Source organism: Bradyrhizobium hipponense (assembly GCF_008123965.1).
In the GTDB taxonomy this organism is placed as follows: Bacteria; Pseudomonadota; Alphaproteobacteria; order Rhizobiales; family Xanthobacteraceae; genus Bradyrhizobium; species Bradyrhizobium hipponense.
In genome coordinates this window covers 33,813-51,188 of record NZ_VSTH01000015.1, presented here as the reverse complement: position 1 = coordinate 51,188, position 17,376 = coordinate 33,813, and the positions used below count along the sequence as shown (strand labels likewise).

Below are 17,376 nucleotides of genomic sequence, written 5' to 3'. Positions count from 1 at the left end.
GCACCATGTTGGGTTACCTCGCACGACGGCTGGCCATGACGATCCCGACGCTGCTGCTGGTCGCGATCGCCGTGTTTGCGCTGGTCCGGCTCATTCCGGGCGATCCCGTGCAGGTCATGCTCGGCGATGCCGCCGATCCGGCGCAGGCGGCGCAGCTCCGCGCCCAGCTCGGTCTCGATCAGCCGATCCCGGTCCAGTTCATGCATTGGATCGCAAAGCTTGCTGCCGGCGATTTCGGGCACTCCATCACCAACAATCTCGCGGTACTGCCGCTGATCCTCGATCGCTTCCAGGTCAGCGCGGTCATCGTGCTGGTGGCGGTTGCCGCGGCGGCCTGCATCGCGGTTCCGGCCGGCCTCGTCGCGGCCTGGAAGCAGAACAGCCTGCTCGATCTGTCCGTCGTCGGCGGCGCCACGCTGCTGCTGTCGATCCCGAGCTTCTGGCTCGGTCTCCTGCTGCTGCTCCTGTTCGGGCTCAAGCTGAAATGGCTGCCGGTGATCGGCTATGTGCCGTTCGCGGAAGACTTCTGGCAGGCGTCGAGCTTCATCGTGCTGCCGATCGCGACGCTGACGATGGTGGAGATCGGCGTGCTCACGCGCATGGCGCGCGCCGCCTCGATCGAGGTGCTCAGGCTCGAATATGTCACGCATGCGCGCGCCAAGGGCGTGCCGGAATGGCGCGTGCTTGCCCGGCACGTCCTGCCCAACGCATTCGCGCCGACTTGGACACTGATCGGGCTCGTGCTCGGCCATCTCCTCGGCGGCATCGCCGTCATCGAGACCGTGTTCACGCTGCCCGGCCTCGGACGGTTGCTGGTCGATTCGATCTTCGCGCGCGACTATCCGGTGGTGCAGGGCTGCCTGTTGTTTACGGCCGTGATCTACGTCGTGGTGAACCTGATCGTCGACCTCTGCTATCCGCTGTTCGATCCCAGGGTGACGGTCGCATGAGGATACGTGCCAACACCGCGATCGGCGGCGCCCTCATGGCGCTCCTGCTCGGCGCGGCACTCACCGGAGCCTTCTGGACGCCGTTCGATCCGCTCCGCATCAATCTGCGTGCGCGGCTGCAGGCGCCGTCGCCTGTGCACTGGCTCGGCACGGACGAATTCGGCCGCGATGTGCTGAGCCGCATCATGGTCGGCGCAGGCGCCAGCGTCGTCATTGCTCTGGTCACGGTGCTGCTGGCGATCGGGGCCGGCATGGTGATCGGCTGCGCGGCCGGTTACATTCGCGGCTGGGCCGACCGCGTCATCATGGCCGTCAACGACGCGCTGCTCGCGTTCCCCGGCATCCTGCTGGCGCTGGCCGTGATGATCGTGGTCGGCGCCAACAAGCTCGGGCTCATTCTGGCGCTCGGCCTCGCCTACATCCCCTCGGTCGTTCGCGTGGTGCGCGCCACCGTACTGTCGATCCGTGAGAAGGAATATGTCGAGGCCTCGCGCGTCATCGGCAATTCGGAAGTCTATTCGATGATCCGCCACGTGATGCCGAATGCGATTGCGCCGGTCGCGGTGCTCGCGACCAGCATGTTCGGCTGGGTGCTGCTGGCCGAGAGCGCGTTGAGCTTTCTCGGCCTCGGCGTGCCGCCGCCGGCGCCGACCTGGGGCAACATGCTGGCGGCGAGCCGTCCGTTCATGGAGACGGCCGCCTGGCTCTCGATCGCACCGGGCCTCTGCATCGCGCTCACGCTGCTCGGCATCAACCTGCTCGGCGATTCCTTGCGCGATCGCCTCGACCCCAGGATGGCGCACGGATGACACTGCTCACGGTAGAGAATCTGCGTATCGAGGCGTCCGCCAGCAAGGTTGCGGTCGTCGACGACATCTCCTTCACCGTCGAGCGCGGCGAGTTTCTGGCCCTCGTCGGCGAGTCCGGCAGCGGCAAGACGGCAGCGGCGCGCGCGGTGCTCGGCCTGTTGCCGCCCGGCCTTCGCAAGGCCGGCGGCCGGATCGTGCTCGACGGCGTCGAGCTTGCGACTGCCTCGGCGCGCCATATGCGCGCGCTGCGCGGGCCTGCCATGGGCATGGTGTTCCAGGAGCCGATGGTCTCGCTCAATCCCGCCATCAGCGTCGGGGCGCAGATGGCGGAGGGGCTCGGCCTGCACGAGCGGATCGGAAAGCGCGAGATCGGACGTCGCTGCCTCGACATGCTGGCGCGCGTCCAGATCCGCGATCCCGAGCGGACCTATGACGCCTATCCGCACGAATTCTCCGGCGGAATGCGCCAGCGCATCATGCTTGCCTCGGTGATGCTGTTGAAGCCAAAGCTCCTGATCGCGGACGAGCCGACCACCGCGCTGGACACGCTGACCCAGCGCGAGGTGCTCGACCTGATGGTCGGGCTCGCCCGCGATCATGGCACGTCGGTGTTGCTGATCACCCACAACCTTGGCCTCGTGTCGCGCTATGCGCAGCGCGCGCTGGTATTGCGCCAGGGCCGGATGGTCGAGACCGGCACGACGCGGCAAATCCTGTTTTCGCCGCACGATGCTTATACCAAGCGGCTGGTCGAGGCCCTGCCGCGCCGCGGCACTGTCGCGAAACAACGGCAAGGCGGCGAGCCTCTCGTCAGCGTCCGCGGCCTCAAGGTCGCCTTCGCCGGGCGGCAGCGGCTGTTCCGCCGCGATGCCGGCGTATCGGCTGTCGATGGCGTCGATCTGGACATCGACGCAGGCGAAACGGTCGCCGTCGTCGGCGGCAGCGGCTCGGGCAAGACCACGGCTCGGCCGCGCCATGCTGCGGCTGATCCCGGCCTCGGGCGGTCAGATCAGATTCCGCGGCAAGGACGTCATGGCGACGGCCGATCGCGACTTTCGCCTCGCCTCGCAGCTGGTGTTCCAGGATCCCTATTCCTCGCTCGATCCGCGCATGCGCCTCGGCGAGATCGTCGCCGAACCGCTGCGTCACGTGGCGCAATTGACGTCCGGTGAGCGCGACGGGCGCGTAGAGGCGATGCTGGAGGAGGTGGGACTTGCCGGCCTCGCCAGGCGCTGGCCCCACGAATTGTCAGGAGGTCAGCGGCAGCGGATCGCGATTGCGCGCGCCATCGTGCGCCAGCCGGCCTTCGTCGTCGCGGACGAGCCGGTGTCCGCGCTCGACATGACCATCCAGGCCCAGGTGCTGAAGCTGTTCGGGCGGCTCCAGGCGCAATATGGCTTCGCCTGCCTGTTCATCAGCCATGATCTTGCCGCCGTCGAGCAGGTCGCCGACCGGGTCGTGGTGATGCAGGGCGGCCGGATCGTCGAGCAGGGCTCGCGTGACGACGTCTTCGATCGCCCGCAGCATGACTACACCAGGGCGCTGCTCGCGGCCGCGCCTGTGCTGGATTTCGCCGGAGCAGCGGCGGGGAAATCCTGATCGACGGACGCTCTGCGGCGAGCGCCGGACGCACGATCGTGTCATGAAGATTTGACGCGAGGACGTTGAGCGCGTTGCGGCCTTGAAGCAATATCGAGATGGCAGCTCACCTCTTCGTGCGGTATCTCCTCGTGCTCCGCTGTTGTAAAAACGACGGTGGAGATCTCTGACTTGCGCACTATGAAGCCTTCACGGCGAGAAGTCCTCGAAATGGCCGCGTCTGTTGCCGCGCTGGCCGCATGGCACGGCTGTGCATGCGCGAACGATTATCCTTCTCGCCCGATCCGGCTGGTGATCCCGTATGCGGCGGGTGCTGCGGGTGATCAGATCGGCCGGCCTTGGGCCGACAGGGCGGCCTCGCTGCTCGGGCCGATTTATGTCGAGAACCTGGGCGGCGCCGGCGGGGCGGTCGGCTCTGCCGTAGTGGCACAGAGTGCGCCCGACGGCTATTCGCTGCTGCTCGGCAATGGCAGCACGCAGGTCATGATACCGTTGTCCTCGGCGCGCACTGCCTACGATCCGATCCGTGATTTCCGGGCTATCTATCGCCTGATCACCAGTACGCTTGCCTTCGTCGTGAATCCCTCGCTTCCGGTCAGGGATATGCAAGAGCTGGCGGCTTACGTGAAGAACAATCCCGGCAAGGTTTCCTATGGCACGCCAGGCGTCGGCACCGGCAATCATCTGGTCGGCGAGATGTTCAGGCGGCAATCGGGCACCGAGGCCGATATCGTCCACATTCCCTACCGCGGCATAGCGGCCGCAACCAACGACCTCGTCAGCGGTGAGATCCCCGCGATGATCGCCGTCGTATCGAGCAACCTCGTGCAATTGCACCGCGCCGGCAAGCTGCACATGCTGGCCGTGACGAGCCGCAATCGCTTGAGCGGCGCGCCGGAAATTCCGACGGTCATAGAAGCCGGCATGCCGGACCTCAGCTATGCCGGATGGTTCGGCTTGTTTGCGCCGAAGGCAACCCCGGATGAGATCGTGAACCGCATATCCGCGGCGACCCGCAGCGCGATGGCCGATCCTTCGCTACAGGAAACCTACCGTTCGCAAGGCATGGAGCCGGATGCCGATTCCAGCCCGGACAAATTTCAGCGATTGGTGGAGGACGAACTGAGGCGCCTGGCTCCCATCATCAAGTCGATCGGGCTGAAGCGGGATTGAAGACCAGCGATGCCGGCCGTGCAGCGGCAAAAAAGGGCCGTCCTTTGGGGAAGGACGGCCCTGAGGCTCGCAGGCCTGGGAGGAGAGGCTCGAGCCGTGACTGGTGGGGGTCTCAGTCACTCACACTTGCAGCATCGCCGATCAGGCGGACAAAATATTTCACGAACCTAGGAAGTTTCTCATTTCGCATGATTCACGCCGGCCCATTGCGGCGGTACGAGACAAATAGGTGCGCATGGGGGCGGGATTACCGCCGAACGCCGTGATCGAAGATGGTTCGTTCCGCCTCGCACATCGCCAGCGTGCTGGTGTATCGCCCGTGATGCGCTTGAAGACGGTCGAAAAATGCGCCTGCGTGCAGAAGCCGACGGCCAGCGCGATCTCGGCCAGGGGCGTCCTGGAATTCGATAAGATTGATTTCGCGTGTTCGATGCGCTGGTGCAGGAGGTACTCACGCGGCCGGTATCCCGTCGCCGCACGAAACTGTGCCGCAAAGTGCATGCGCGACAGCCCCGCGACCCGGGCAAGATCGGACAGGCTGATGCATTCGCCGTAGTGCGTCCGGACATACTCCTCGACGCGCCGCAGCCGCCATTTCGGCAAGGCATTGATCTTCGCACGTGGCGGTTCACGCCGGGCAACGTGCAGCGCCAGCGTCTGGCCGATGCAGCGCGCGAATTCCTGGTCGGTCGAGTTGCCCCGTTCGGTCAGCGCCTTTGCGAGCTGCGCGGCGAACGGGTCGCGCAACAGCACGAGGTCGTTGAGGCCTTCGGGGGTCGAAGCCTCCGTTCCGGACTGGACGGATGGAAGGCAACCGACCCGAATGTGGAAGTGCAGGAAATCGCAGGGGGCATCGAACTGCGCGCTGAGGTGCTGCGAGGGGCCGCCGACATAGAGCGAGCCCGCCGGCATGATGCCGTCGAAAATCCTCTGAGTGCCCCTGGTCAGCTTGAGACGGGTCGTCTTCAATGCGATGGATATGAAGTACCGGTCGGGTGGCGTCGTCGCCTCTTCGCGCCTTGCGGCAGGTCGCGCGCAAGTCCAGCGCGAGATCGTGATGTCCTCGGCGGCGATCCCGGTTTGCTCCGGCTCCCGCCACTTTCGCTCGTGAGGAAAGCCGCGCGTCGGCTGGGGCAAGTCGGTTTCGGATTGGCAGGCTTCATGGCTGAACCAGGCGCCGGCCGCTTGCATATCGGTGAGCATCGTTCGTTCCGTTTCCTGAGTGCCCTGGCAGCCGGCGCGGTTGCCGGGCTGCCGAATGCAGCACTTCGATGCTCAAACGATATGGCTGATCCTGTCCCGAAGCTCGTTAGAGATGCTTAAGGGTTGTTAGAACTTGCAAGCGCGCGTAGTGCGACCGCATGTCGCAAAGCCGTCAATTGCGCCAAAGAGATCAATAGCTTGCAGGTCGAGGTCCGGCTCGGTCGGCTGTTAGTGACGACACGATGCGAACAAGACGGGAGGCATGGTGCCGCCGGCGAACGCGCGTACCCGCACGAACAGGCGGACCTCGGTCTGGGGCACGCGGTGGCGGGCCGGCTGTTTTGTCCCCATCACGCAGCATCGTTCGACTTGCGCGACGGATGCATCTCTTCGGCTGGCCAAGTCCGCCGTTACGGCTCTATCCGGTCGGGGCCACGGGAGACGAGGTCTGGGTTGATGCGGGGGCGGGACAGTCGGGCTGATGATGGCATTGTGCTGCTGTTTTGCCCGACCAGTCAAAGCCACGCGCGACGTGGATTTGGCTTGAGAAGCGGTGTGGATTTGGCTTTAGAAACAAGGGTATCCCTACTGTGCATGGGGTTGTTTTCGCGTCTTTTAATCCAGCAACCGGCGGGCAGCGTCACGAAATCCTGTGCGAATTGAACATCAACGGCGTTGGGGTTGGCGCATGAGCGTGCTGCGCTGCCTTCAACCCTGGCGGCGCAGAAAGCCCGTGATCGCGACCTTTTCCCAGATCCCTGCTGCGGCAAAGGGATCTGCACGGTTGAAGGCTTCGACCTCCGCGCGGCCAGGGGACTCGATCAGGAACAGGCTGCCAATCATTGTCGCGCCGTCGTCCGAGACGAGTGGGCCCGACATCACGATCTTGATGCCAAAGCGTGAGGTGTCGCTCAGGAAGGCCTTGTGGGCGTCGTAATTGGCAAGCCGGGTCGGAAGCGCGCCGGCGCGGTCGAGGGCGTGAACTGCAAACAGCATGATGTCTCCGTTTCTTGGGACGGCCGCAAGGGCGGCCGTCCGGATTTGGCTTTGATAGACCTATTTGCCGCCGAGCTTGCCGGCGTCCTCGAAGGTCGGGCAGGTCCGCTGCTCCAGCGGAACGTCGAACGGCTGGTAATTGTCCTTGGTGATCACAGTCGGCTTCAGCACGATCTCGTTGATGACCGGCTGGTTGCGCAAGGTACGGATCGCCATCATGGTGCCGAGGCACCCTTGCGCAAATCCGTTGTAGTCGCCGCTTGCGAGCAGCTTGCCCGACTTGATCGCGTCGATCGCCTCCTTGGTGCCGTTGATGCCGATCACCTGAGCCTTGCGGTTGGCACCGTCGAGCGCCTCGATTGCGCCGACCGCCATGGCGTCGTTGGCGGCGAGCACGCCGTCGATCTGCGCATTCGACTGCATCAAATTCTCCATCACCTGCAGCGCCTGGAGCCGCTGATAGTTGCCGGGCTGCGAGGCCAGGAGTTTTGCGCCGCTGTTCTCCTTCAGCGCGTCGTTGAAGCCGCGGACGCGGTCGACATTGGTCAGCGAACCCTTGACACCCTCGATGATGACGATGTTGCCCTTGCCGCCCAGTGTCTTGAGCAGGAAGCGCGCGGTCTCCAGCCCCAGGCTGTAATCGTCGGCCCCGACGAAGGAGATGAACTTGCCGCCGGCGGAGCGGTCGGTGATGTTGACGACGGGGATCTTCGCCTCGTTGACCTTTTCGACGCCCGGCACCATCGCCTTGTAATCGACCGGCGTGAAGACGATGGCGCTCGGCTTCTTCACCACGACGTCCTCGATCTGGCTGAGCTGCTCGGGGATCGAATCCGGCTTGGTCGGGATGTATTGCAGCGTCTTGGCGTTCAGCGTCTTTGCCATGTTGTCGGCGCCGACCCGCACCGTCTGGAAGAACGGGTTGGTCTGGTTCTTGGTGAAGACGGCGATGGTCTCGCCATCCGCACGCGCTTGTGTTGTGAATGCCGCGGCCATCAGCAGCGGCAGTGCCAGGTAACCCAGTCTCATGTTGCCTCCATCCCTCGTTTTGCTTGTTGAACTTTCAAGAAACTCATTGCGCGCGGCGCCGGGTCTTCATGTCGAGCCAGACCGCGAGAATGACGATGATGCCGGTCACGAGCGGCTGCCAGTTTGCACTGACCGCCAAAAGGTTCATGCCGTTCAGCACCAGGGTCAGGATCAATGCGCCGATGAAGGTGCCGAACACGGTGCCGACACCGCCGAACAGCGAGGTGCCGCCGATCAGCACGGCGGCGATCGCCGGCAGCGTCAGGCTTTCACCGATGTCGGCCTCCGCCGAATTGAGCCGCGACAGGAAGATGATCGACGCGAGTCCCGCCATCGTGCCGGAGACGGCGTAGACCAGCAGCAGGCGGCGCGCGACGGGAATGCCCGAGAGCCGCGCCGCGACCGGATTGGCGCCGATCGCATAGATCTCCTGGCCCCAGATCGTCCGCTGAGCAAGCAGCGTTCCGATCCCGAGGAACACCAGCAGCAGATAGACCGGAATGGGGAGGCCAAACAGATAGCCGCTGCCGATCTGGCGGAATCCTGCCGGAAAGCCGTGAAGGGTCTCGCCCGCCATGTACCAGTAGGTCAGGCCGTTCAGCACCCAGAGCATGCCGTAGGTGGCGATGAAGGAGGGGATGCGCAGCGCGGTGACCATCACGCCGTTGAGCAGCCCGACGATGCCGCCGCAAGCAAGCCCGGTGAGGATGCCGAGCGCAGGCGAGCCGGTCTTGTGGATCACGGTCCCGGCGATACAGGCCGACAGCGCGACATTGGCGCCGACCGAGAGATCGAGGCCCGCGGTCAAGACCACGAGGGTCAAGCCCGAGGCGATGAAGAACGTCAGGCTTGCCTGCCGCAGCACGTTGAGGACGTTGCCGAGGCTGAGGAAGGAATCGCTCAGCACGGCCAGCACCGCGCAGATCAGGAGTGCGGCGAGCAGGCGATAGAACACCTGGATCGCGTCCTGCGACAGGAAGGAGCGGGTCGGCGCGATGGCGCCTTTGGTAATGTCGGTCATGCGCGGCTCCGAAGGCCGTCGAGGAACAGTGCGACGATGACGAGGACGCCGACGCTTGCGACCTGCACCGAGGACGGCAGCGAGATCAGATTGAGTCCGTTGCGCAGCACGCCGACGGAGATCACGCCGAGCAGGGTGCCGAGCAGCCAGCCATTGCCGCGCTCGAACGAGGTGCCGCCGACCGCCACGGCCGCGATCGCGTCGAATTCGAGACCGAGGCCCGCGGTCGGATGGCCGGAATTCATTCGCGCGGTCATCAGCAGGCCGGCGATGCCGGCCATGGCCCCGCCGATCGCATAGACCGCGATCAGGAGCCGGTTCGGCGAAAGCCCGGCATAGCGCAGTGCCTCGCGGTTGCCGCCGAGCGCGAAGATGTAGGTGCCGAAGCGGGTATGATAGAGCAGCGTGTGAAACCCCGCGTAGGTCACGAGCGCCATCACGATCGGGACAGGCACGCCCAGCAGCGTGGCCGAGTAGATGTCGCGCACGCTGTGAGGGATGCCGACCACGCTCTGGCCGTCGCTGACGATCAGGGACAGGCCCTGCGCCATGCCGAGCGTGCCGAGCGTCGCGACAAAAGGCGGGATGCCGAGGATCGCGACCAGCCAGCCGTTGACGGTGCCGAAGGCCGCGCCGACCAGCAGGCCGGCGCCGAGACCCAGCAGCATCGACTGCGTCGCGAGCGATACGATGGCGACGCAGAGCGAGGTCAGCGTCAGCACCGCGCCCATCGACAGGTCCAGTCCCTCGGTCATGATGATCAGCGTCATCGGCAGCGCGAGCATGGTCAGGATGGTCGACTGCACCAGCACGTTGGAGAGGTTGGCGACCGACAGGAAGCCCGGTGCGATCGCGCCGAACAGCGCGATCAGGAGCACAAGCACAATCGCGACGCCGGGAATGCGTTGCAGCGGATTGGGCTGTGAAACGACGGCGGTCTCACGCATGATGCATCCCCAGTCGCACGATGTTTTCCTCGGTGAGCTCGCTGCGCGTCAGGTGGCCGGCGATGCGTCCCTCGCGCATCACATAGGCGCGGTCACAGACATGGCAGATCTCGACCTGCTCGGACGAGATCATCAGGGCGGCGGCGCCTTCCGCCACTAGGCGGTCGATCAGCGCAAAAATCTCTGACTTGGCGCCGATGTCGATGCCCCGTGTGGGCTCATCGAAGATGAAGAGCTTTGAACCGGCCGCCAGCCACTTGCCGATCACGACCTTCTGCTGGTTGCCGCCCGAGAGCAGACCGACGGTCTGCCGCGCGCTCGGAGTGGCGATCCTAAGCTGCCGGATCAGGCCGTCGGAGGTGCGCTGCGCGCTGCGTTGGTCGAACAGGCCGCGCGGGAACAGCTTTCGCAATGCCGAGACCACGAGATTGTCGCCGACCGAGCGCAACAACGCGAGCCCCTCGCTCTTGCGGCTCTCCGGGATCAGCGCGATACCCCGGCGCGCCGCGACGTCGGGCTCCCCGATGATGGGCTTTCCATCGAAAACGATCTCGCCGGAGGTTATGGCATCGGCGCCGAAAATGGCGCGCGCGACCTCGCTGCGTCCCGAGCCGACCAGCCCGCACAGGCCGACGATTTCGCCTCGGCGCACCTCGATGTTGATATCCGAAATGCCGGTGGACGAGGCCAGCCCCTTGACCTCGAGCAGCATCTCTCCGGGCTTGTCGGCAAAATTGCGCGGATAGGTCATGTCGACGTTGCGCCCGACCATCATGCGGACGAGCTGGTCCGGGGTGACGTCGGCGGGACGGACGCCGTCGATGCGGCGGCCGTCGCGCAGCACGGTGATGCGGTCGCCGAGCGCGAATACTTCCGCCATGCGGTGCGAGATATAGACGATGGAAACGCCGTCGGCCTTCAGCCGCGCGATCAGCGCGAACAGCAGCTCGGTCTCGCGGTCGGACAGTGCGGCCGTCGGCTCGTCCATCACCAGGATGCGCGCGTTCTGGCTGATCGCTTTTGCGATCTCCACCATCTGCTGCTGGGCGACGCCGAGCTTGTCGACGGTGGTGGACGGATCGATGTCGAAGCCGATCATGTCGAGCACGCGCCTCGCGTCGGCCAGGATCTTGCGGCGGTCGATCGTGCCGGGAATGCGTCCCATCGGCTCGCGGCCGAAGAAGATGTTCTGTGCGATATCGAGATGGGGGACGAGCGAGAATTCCTGGAAGATCACGGCAATGCCGAGTTTCTGCGCATCCGCGGTCGAGGTGATCGAGACCTTCTCGCCCTTATAGTAGAACTCGCCGGCATCGGCGCGGTAAGCGCCGAACAGCACCTTCATCAGGCTCGACTTGCCTGCGCCGTTCTCCCCTAACAGCATGTGGACCTCGCCGGGAAACACGGCAAAGCACACGTCGTCCAGCGCCTTGACGCCGGGAAACTCCTTGCTGATGCCGCGCAGCTCCAGCAGCGGGACAGGCGAGGCAGGCTCGATGGCCGATGCCGCGGTGCTCATGCGCGTGCTCCGTTGGCGAAGATCTTTCCGGGATTCATCAGTCCGTTTGGATCGAGTGCCCGCTTGATCGATCGCATCACGTCGACGGCCTCGCCGAGCTCGTCCGTGAGATATTCGATCTTGCCGAGCCCGATACCGTGCTCGCCGGTGCAGGTGCCGTCCATGGCAATGGCGCGGGCGACCATGCGCGCTTGAAGCGCCTTGGCGCCTTCGATCTCCTCCGGCTTTGCGGGGTCGACGAGGATCAGCATGTGGAAATTGCCGTCGCCGACATGGCCCACGATCGGGGCGATAAAACCGTGCTCGTCCGCGTCCCGCCGCGTCTGGGTCAGGCACTCCGCAAGCCGCGAGATCGGCACGCAGACATCCGTGATCACGGCGCGCGCGCCGGGCCGCAGGCCCAGCCCAGCATAGAGAGTGTTATCGCGCGCGTGCCAGAGCCGGCTGCGATCCTCAGGCGCCTTTGCCCATGCAAAGCCATGACCGTCATGCTCGGCGGCAATTGCCTCCGCGGCTTCGGCCTGCTCGGCAACGGAGGTCTCGGAGCCATGGAATTCGAAGAACAGGGTCGGGGTTTCGCGATAGCCCAGCTTTGCGTAGGCATTGATGCCGCGCATCATGACGTCGTCGAGCAGCTCGATGCGCGCCACGGGAATCGCGGACTGGATCACGGAAATCGCGGTGTCGACGGCGCCGTGCAGGCTGTCGAAGCTGCAAACGGCGGCCGATATTGCTTGCGGTACGGGATGAACCTTCAGCGTGATCTCAGTGATGATTCCAAGCGTGCCTTCCGCACCGACGAACAGCCGCGTCAGATCGTAGCCGGCCGCTGACTTCCGTGCGCGCTGTGACGTGCGGATCACGCGGCCGTCGGCCAGCACCACCTCGAGCGCCATGACATTGTCCTTCATGGTGCCGTAGCGCACCGCCATGGTGCCGGAGGCCCTGGTCGATGTCATGCCGCCGATCGAGGCATCGGCGCCGGGATCGATTGGAAAGAAAAGGCCGGTGCCGCGCAGCTCCGCATTAAGCTGCTTTCGGGTAATACCTGGCTGCACGACGACATCCATGTCGCTCTCGTGCACCGTCAGCATCCTATTCATACGCGCGAAGTCGAAGCAGACGCCGCCCGCAACCGATGCCGCATTGCCCTCGAGCGAGGTACCGGCGCCGAACGGAACGATGGGCATGTTCGCGCCGGCGCACAGCTTGACGATCTCCACCACCTCCATCGTCGTCTCCGGCAAGACGACGATGTCGGGCGGCAGGTTGCGGTAGTGGGATTCGCTTTGGCCGTGCTGATCCAGCACGCCGCGCGCAACGCTGGCACGCGGACCGATCATGCCCGACAGGCGATCGGCCAATGCGGCAATGCTGACTCGCGGTCCCATCATTTCTCCCCGTCTTGTCCTCTTGCAGACTCTTATTGCGGACTCCTGCCGGCCCGTTTGGTTTGTGTCCGGCTTAGGCCGCTTGCGCGGTGCTCGCAACCTGCTTCAGACCGAAATCATAGTTGAGGTGGAAATAGGTCGCGTCCACCATGCGACCATCCGGCGCACGGCCGGGCGGGCAGCGCACAAATTCGCGGATCAGGCTGTCCTTGACGCCGAACACCACGTCACTGTCGAGATACTGGTCGCCGGCGACGAACACATGCGTCACCAGTTGCTCGAAGCCCGGTGCGGAAATCATGAAATGCACATGCGCCGGCCGCCATGGATGGCGGCCCTGCACCTCGAGCATCTCGCCGACGGGGCCGTCGTGCGGAATGGGATAGGCGGCAGGCTTGATCGACCAGAAATGGAAGCGGCCGTTCTGGTCGGTGTGGAAGCGCGCGCGCATCGCGAGGTCGCCGATCTTGTCGAGTTGCTGCACGTCGTAGTAGCCGTCATCGTCGGAATGCCAGACGTCTACGACAGCGCCGGCAAGGGGTCGTCCGTCGACGGTCGAGACCGAGCCGGTGACCAGCATCGGGTCGCCCTCCATCGGGCCGGAGATGTCGTCGCCGCTGTTCCTCTCAGGTGAGGCCTGAACGAAGAACGGTCCCAGCACCGTGGTCTCAGTCGCCCCTTCCGGCACCGGATGGTTGATCGCGTCGACCAGCATGGAGGCGCCGAGCGTGTCGGACAGCAGGATGAACTCCTGGCGCTTGTCGTCGCACATGTGACCGGTGCGGGTCAGGAAATCGATGCCGTATTCCCACTCCTTCTGGCTCGGGCGCACTTCGCGGATGAAAGCATGAAGGTGGCGAACCAACGCTTCGCTGACCTGCTTGATCCGGGGATCGGTCGCGCCCGCGATCCGCTTAAGCACCGCGTCCGTGATCGTGTTCTCGTTGAAGTTTCGCATATGCGCCTCCGCTGATCAGAGTTTGGGCTCACCGAGGCCGGAAAGCCGCTCGAGATGCTTGACGGTCGCGATGAAGTCGGTGTCGCCATCGCCTTGCGCGACCAGCGAGCCGTAGGTCTCGCGGACCTGCGCGGCGAGCTGCAAGGGTACGCCGACGGAATGGCCGGCACCGAGGATGAGATCGAGATCCTTGGCCATCTGCTTGCAGGAGAAGGTGGAGTCGAAATCGCGCGCCCGGAGCGGCGCGGTCTTGTACTTCACCATGGGCGAGGCCACCGCACTGTCGTCGAGCACCTTCAGAATGTCCTGCCAGGCGATGCCGCCCTTGCGTGCCAGCGCAAGGCTCTCGGCCATCATCGCGGCGGAGACTGCGATCATCAGGTTGACGGAAAGCTTGGCGTAGCGGGCTTCCTCGCCGGCGCCGAGATAGGTCTGGGCACGGGTGAAGGCGGTGAACAGCGGCTTTACGCTTTCGAACACGTCCTTAGGGCCCGAGACGAAGCAACTCAGTGCGCCCGTGTGAACGATGCTGGCATTGCCGGAGACAGGGGCGCGTAGATAGGAAATGCCGCGCGCTTGCGCCGCGGCGTCGACTTCGGCAGAGGCCTCGGGGCTCACGGTGCTGGTCTCGATCAGGACGGCTCCAGGGGCCATCGTGCCGATGAGACCGGTGGGGCCGAGCACCGCCGCGCGCAAGGCCGTGTCATCCGGCAGCGACGTGACGATCGCGGCGCGTCCGGCAACCGCTTCGGCCGGCGAGGAGGCGATGCCGATGCCTTGCGCGCGCGCCTCGTTGAGCCGCGCCGCGTTCTGATCGAACGCGGTGACGGCGTAACCGGCCTTGGCGACGAGCACCGACATCGGCAGGCCCATTTTGCCGATCCCGATGAAGGCGATATCCTTCGAAGCGTCTGTCATTGTTGTTGTCCGTTTGCGCCTTTACGCAGCGCGTCCCTGTCGTTCGATGTCCTGCACCAGCCGCTGGCCGGATTGCGCCAGCAACTCCTTCTTCGACTCCAGGCCCTCAGCGAGTAGCCGACCATTCCGCTTCTTCCAGATGCCACCGATCATGACGCCTTCGATATTGGCAGGGCTGGTCTGCATCACGACGGTGGAAACGGGATCATGCACCGGGATGAGGTTGAGATCGCCAGCATTGATGATGACGAGGTCGGCGAGTTTGCCCGGCGTCAGCGAGCCGATCTGGTGGTCGCGGCCGAGCATCCGCGCGCCTTCGGTCGTGATCCAGCGCAGTGCCTCGCGCGCGGGAATTGTTGTCGTCGCTGGAATGGCGCCGCTGGCCTTGCGCGCCTCCGCATTGTCCAGCGCCCGCTGCATCGAGAGCGCGACCCGCGCGGCGGAGAAGAGATCGCCGGCCAGCACGGATTCCAGGTCGATGCCGATGGACGGGCGCACGCCCCGCTTCAGGAGCCGCCCCGTGATCGGGAAGCCGTGGCCCTGGATCATCTCGTTCTCCGGCGTCACCGAGAAGGACACGCCGAGATCGACCAGGCGATCGAGCAGATCGTCAGGCAGATCGTTGCCGTGAACGATGTTGACGCCGACGCCGACGAGGCCGGTCTCGATCAGCTTCTCCCAGCCGCCCGGCGTCTTCGCCGGGCCGCCGCCCTGATGCATCGAGGCGATCAGCTTCAGCTCCTGCGCCGTGCGGAAATCATGCATGGCGACGTCGAGGGTCGAATAATGCGGACCGAGAATGGCAAGCCCGAGCGTGACGAGGCCGTCGCGGTCGGCGAGGGGGCCGGCCAGCAGCCGCTCGATTTCGCGGCGCGGATGCGGCACTTCCGAGAAGTGGGGCTCGCCCGGCTTAGGCTCAGGCTTCGGTGAGCCGTGGAAGAACGCGGCGCGAATGCCGCTTTCGATCAGACCGCGTACGGCGGCGTCGGTATGATCAGGTGTCGGATTGTTATGGCACCAGTCGACCAGGGTGGTGGTGCCGCAGTTGATCTGGTTCAGCGCGCCGACCAGCGTCGCGATGTAGATGTCCTCAGGGCGGAACACGGTGGCAAGGCCGGCATGCATACGGCGGAAATATTCGAGCAGCGTCCAGTTCGCGGCATAGCCGCGCAGCGCGGTCTGCCAGGTGTGCATATGCGCGTTGATCAGGCCGGGTATGACGATCCGTCCCGTGCCCCCCACGATCTCGGTTTCGGCCGCGCCGCTGCCGAGATCGATGGACGGGCTCACCTCAACGATGCGATTGCCTTCGACCAGCACGTCGCCGGTGCGAAGGTCGCCAATCCTGTCATCCATGCTGATGACGGTGGTGGATTTGATCAGCGTGCGCCGCATCGCTTCACGCCGCCGTTTTGGTTGCGCCCGACGGCTCGCCGGCCCAAGCGCGCGCGATCAGGTCACGGATGGCGTTGCGTTCGAGCGGGCGCGGATTCCAATAGGCATTGGTGACGGCGAGGTCGGCCGCCTTGTCGATGCCGTCCTCGGGCATCCCGACATCGCGCAGCGCAAGCTTTGTACCCAGCCGCTTCGCGAGGTCGTAAAGCCCCTGCGAGGCCTCAGCAGCACCGATCGCGCGCGAGATGCGCGTCATCGCGTCCGGCACTGCGGGTGCGTTATAGGCTAGCGCATGCGGCAGCACGATAGTGTGAGTCTCGGCGTGCGGCAGATCGAAGGTGCCGCCGAGCGTGTGGCAGAGCTTGTGATGCAGCGCCATGCCCACGGTCCCGAGGCAAACTCCACACAACCAGGCGCCATAGAGCGCCTCGGTGCGGGCCTCGCGGTCGTCGCTGCTGGCGGCGATAGCGGGCAGGGCGCGGGCCAATGCGCGAATGCCCTCTTCCGCCATCAGCGAGGTGACGGGATTGGCGTCGCGCGCGTAGAGCGCTTCCACCGCATGCGCAATCGCATTGATGCCGGAGGTCGCAGCCAGGCTCGCGGGCAGCGTCAAGGTGAGATCGACATCGTAGATCACGGTCTCTGGCAGCACCGCCATGTCGCGCACCGTGGTCTTCAGGCCGTTCTCGGTCTGGCCGACGATCGGTGTCATCTCGGAACCGGCATAAGTGGTGGGAATGCAGAGCTGGTTGACGCCGGTGCGCAACGCCAGCGCCTTGCCAAGTCCGGTGGTGGATCCGCCGCCGAGCGACACCACGCAGTCGGCATCGCACGTCTTCATCGCCGTGAGCGCACGCGCCGTGACGTCGACCGGCGTATGCATGGTGGCGCCCGGAAAAAGCCCGGCATAGAGCGGGCCGAGGGCCGCTCCCAAGCTTTTGCCCTGCGCCTCCTGCTGCGGCGTCGTCAGCACCAGCGCGCGCTTGCCGCCGAGCCGCTCGATCTCGGCCTTGGCGGTCGCAAGCGTTCCGCTGCCGAATACGACGCGGCAAGGCAGGTTTTCAAAGGTGAACGAACCGATCATGCGCCGGTCTCTTTGATGGGATAATCGACCTGGAAGCGCCCGGTTCGCAAGTCGCCCAGGGCCTCGCGCACGCGCAGATGTTCCGGATGGGTGGCATAGGCGGCGAGCGCAGCTTGGTCGGTAAATTCGGTGAACAGCACCACGTCGCAGGCGTAATCGACGTCGCTGACGTCGAGGCCGACTTCGATATGGGTGAGACCGTCGATCCGGCCCTTAAGGCCTTCGAACAGGGTCTTGACCTTCATGCGGGCGGCGGAGCGCTCCTCGGGGGTCTCCCCGCGCAGCCGCCACATCACGATGTGCCTGATCGGGCCCGACATTTCCCTGTTTCCTCGCCTTTATCTTGCTTGTCTTCGGGCCATTTTGCCTTGCGGGATACGGAAA

General features: G+C 65.0%; 15 protein-coding genes and 1 pseudogene. 4 read left to right on the top strand and 12 right to left on the bottom strand.

All coding sequences use genetic code 11. From position 1 onward, the window contains the following. Window positions 1-5 precede the first annotated feature (5 nt). From FXV83_RS04710 to FXV83_RS04695, 4 genes and pseudogenes are all read left to right on the top strand, one after another. A complete protein-coding gene (locus FXV83_RS04710; protein ID WP_148738041.1) occupies window positions 6-950 on the top strand; it encodes an ABC transporter permease in 945 nt (314 codons plus the stop codon). Next, on the top strand, window positions 947-1,759 hold the full coding sequence (locus FXV83_RS04705; RefSeq protein WP_148738040.1) for an ABC transporter permease: 813 nt from the start codon (window positions 947-949) through the stop codon (window positions 1,757-1,759). Before FXV83_RS04710 ends, FXV83_RS04705 begins: the two co-directional genes overlap by 4 nt. Continuing rightward, window positions 1,756-3,358: pseudogene (locus FXV83_RS04700) on the top strand (ABC transporter ATP-binding protein). Before FXV83_RS04705 ends, FXV83_RS04700 begins: the two are co-directional and overlap by 4 nt. A gap of 210 nt (window positions 3,359-3,568) precedes the next feature. Continuing rightward, window positions 3,569-4,531: a Bug family tripartite tricarboxylate transporter substrate binding protein gene (locus FXV83_RS04695; RefSeq protein WP_148738039.1), complete on the top strand. Its 963-nt coding sequence runs from the start codon at window positions 3,569-3,571 to the stop codon at window positions 4,529-4,531. A gap of 159 nt (window positions 4,532-4,690) precedes the next feature. Here FXV83_RS04695 and FXV83_RS04690 read toward each other — a convergent pair whose 3' ends face one another. The 12 genes from FXV83_RS04690 to FXV83_RS04630 form a co-directional block, all read right to left on the bottom strand. Continuing rightward, window positions 4,691-5,734 carry an AraC family transcriptional regulator gene (locus FXV83_RS04690; RefSeq protein ID WP_148738038.1) on the bottom strand — a complete coding sequence of 348 codons (1,044 nt, stop codon included), beginning with the start codon at window positions 5,732-5,734 and terminating at the stop codon, window positions 4,691-4,693. Between the two features lie 708 nt (window positions 5,735-6,442). Then, entirely contained in the window at window positions 6,443-6,730 is a 288-nt protein-coding gene (locus tag FXV83_RS04680) for a YciI family protein (RefSeq protein ID WP_148738037.1), read from the bottom strand. 60 nt (window positions 6,731-6,790) lie between these two features. Further along, window positions 6,791-7,759 (bottom strand): sugar ABC transporter substrate-binding protein, encoded by a 969-nt coding sequence (locus tag FXV83_RS04675; RefSeq protein WP_148738036.1) that lies wholly within the window; start codon window positions 7,757-7,759, stop codon window positions 6,791-6,793. Window positions 7,760-7,802: 43 nt separating this feature from the next. Then, window positions 7,803-8,780 (bottom strand): ABC transporter permease, encoded by a 978-nt coding sequence (locus FXV83_RS04670; RefSeq protein WP_148738035.1) that lies wholly within the window; start codon window positions 8,778-8,780, stop codon window positions 7,803-7,805. Beyond that, window positions 8,777-9,727, bottom strand: a complete 951-nt coding sequence (locus tag FXV83_RS04665; RefSeq protein WP_148738034.1) for an ABC transporter permease — start codon at window positions 9,725-9,727, stop codon at window positions 8,777-8,779. The genes FXV83_RS04670 and FXV83_RS04665 overlap by 4 nt, the downstream gene beginning before the upstream one ends. Beyond that, on the bottom strand, window positions 9,720-11,246 hold the full coding sequence (locus FXV83_RS04660) for a sugar ABC transporter ATP-binding protein (protein ID WP_148738033.1): 1,527 nt from the start codon (window positions 11,244-11,246) through the stop codon (window positions 9,720-9,722). Before FXV83_RS04660 ends, FXV83_RS04665 begins: the two co-directional genes overlap by 8 nt. Beyond that, window positions 11,243-12,637, bottom strand: coding sequence for an FAD-linked oxidase C-terminal domain-containing protein (locus FXV83_RS04655; RefSeq protein ID WP_148738032.1), 1,395 nt, complete (start codon window positions 12,635-12,637; stop codon window positions 11,243-11,245). The genes FXV83_RS04660 and FXV83_RS04655 overlap by 4 nt, the downstream gene beginning before the upstream one ends. Window positions 12,638-12,710: 73 nt before the next feature. After that, on the bottom strand, window positions 12,711-13,595 hold the full coding sequence (locus tag FXV83_RS04650; protein ID WP_148738031.1) for an intradiol ring-cleavage dioxygenase: 885 nt from the start codon (window positions 13,593-13,595) through the stop codon (window positions 12,711-12,713). A gap of 15 nt (window positions 13,596-13,610) precedes the next feature. Continuing rightward, window positions 13,611-14,513 (bottom strand): NAD(P)-dependent oxidoreductase, encoded by a 903-nt coding sequence (locus tag FXV83_RS04645; protein WP_148738030.1) that lies wholly within the window; start codon window positions 14,511-14,513, stop codon window positions 13,611-13,613. Between the two features lie 21 nt (window positions 14,514-14,534). Continuing rightward, a complete protein-coding gene (locus tag FXV83_RS04640; protein WP_148738029.1) occupies window positions 14,535-15,908 on the bottom strand; it encodes an amidohydrolase family protein in 1,374 nt (457 codons plus the stop codon). Window positions 15,909-15,912: 4 nt separating this feature from the next. Beyond that, on the bottom strand, window positions 15,913-16,992 hold the full coding sequence (locus tag FXV83_RS04635) for a maleylacetate reductase (RefSeq protein ID WP_148738028.1): 1,080 nt from the start codon (window positions 16,990-16,992) through the stop codon (window positions 15,913-15,915). Further along, window positions 16,989-17,312: a Dabb family protein gene (locus FXV83_RS04630; protein ID WP_148738027.1), complete on the bottom strand. Its 324-nt coding sequence runs from the start codon at window positions 17,310-17,312 to the stop codon at window positions 16,989-16,991. The genes FXV83_RS04635 and FXV83_RS04630 overlap by 4 nt, the downstream gene beginning before the upstream one ends. Window positions 17,313-17,376: the final 64 nt, after the last annotated feature.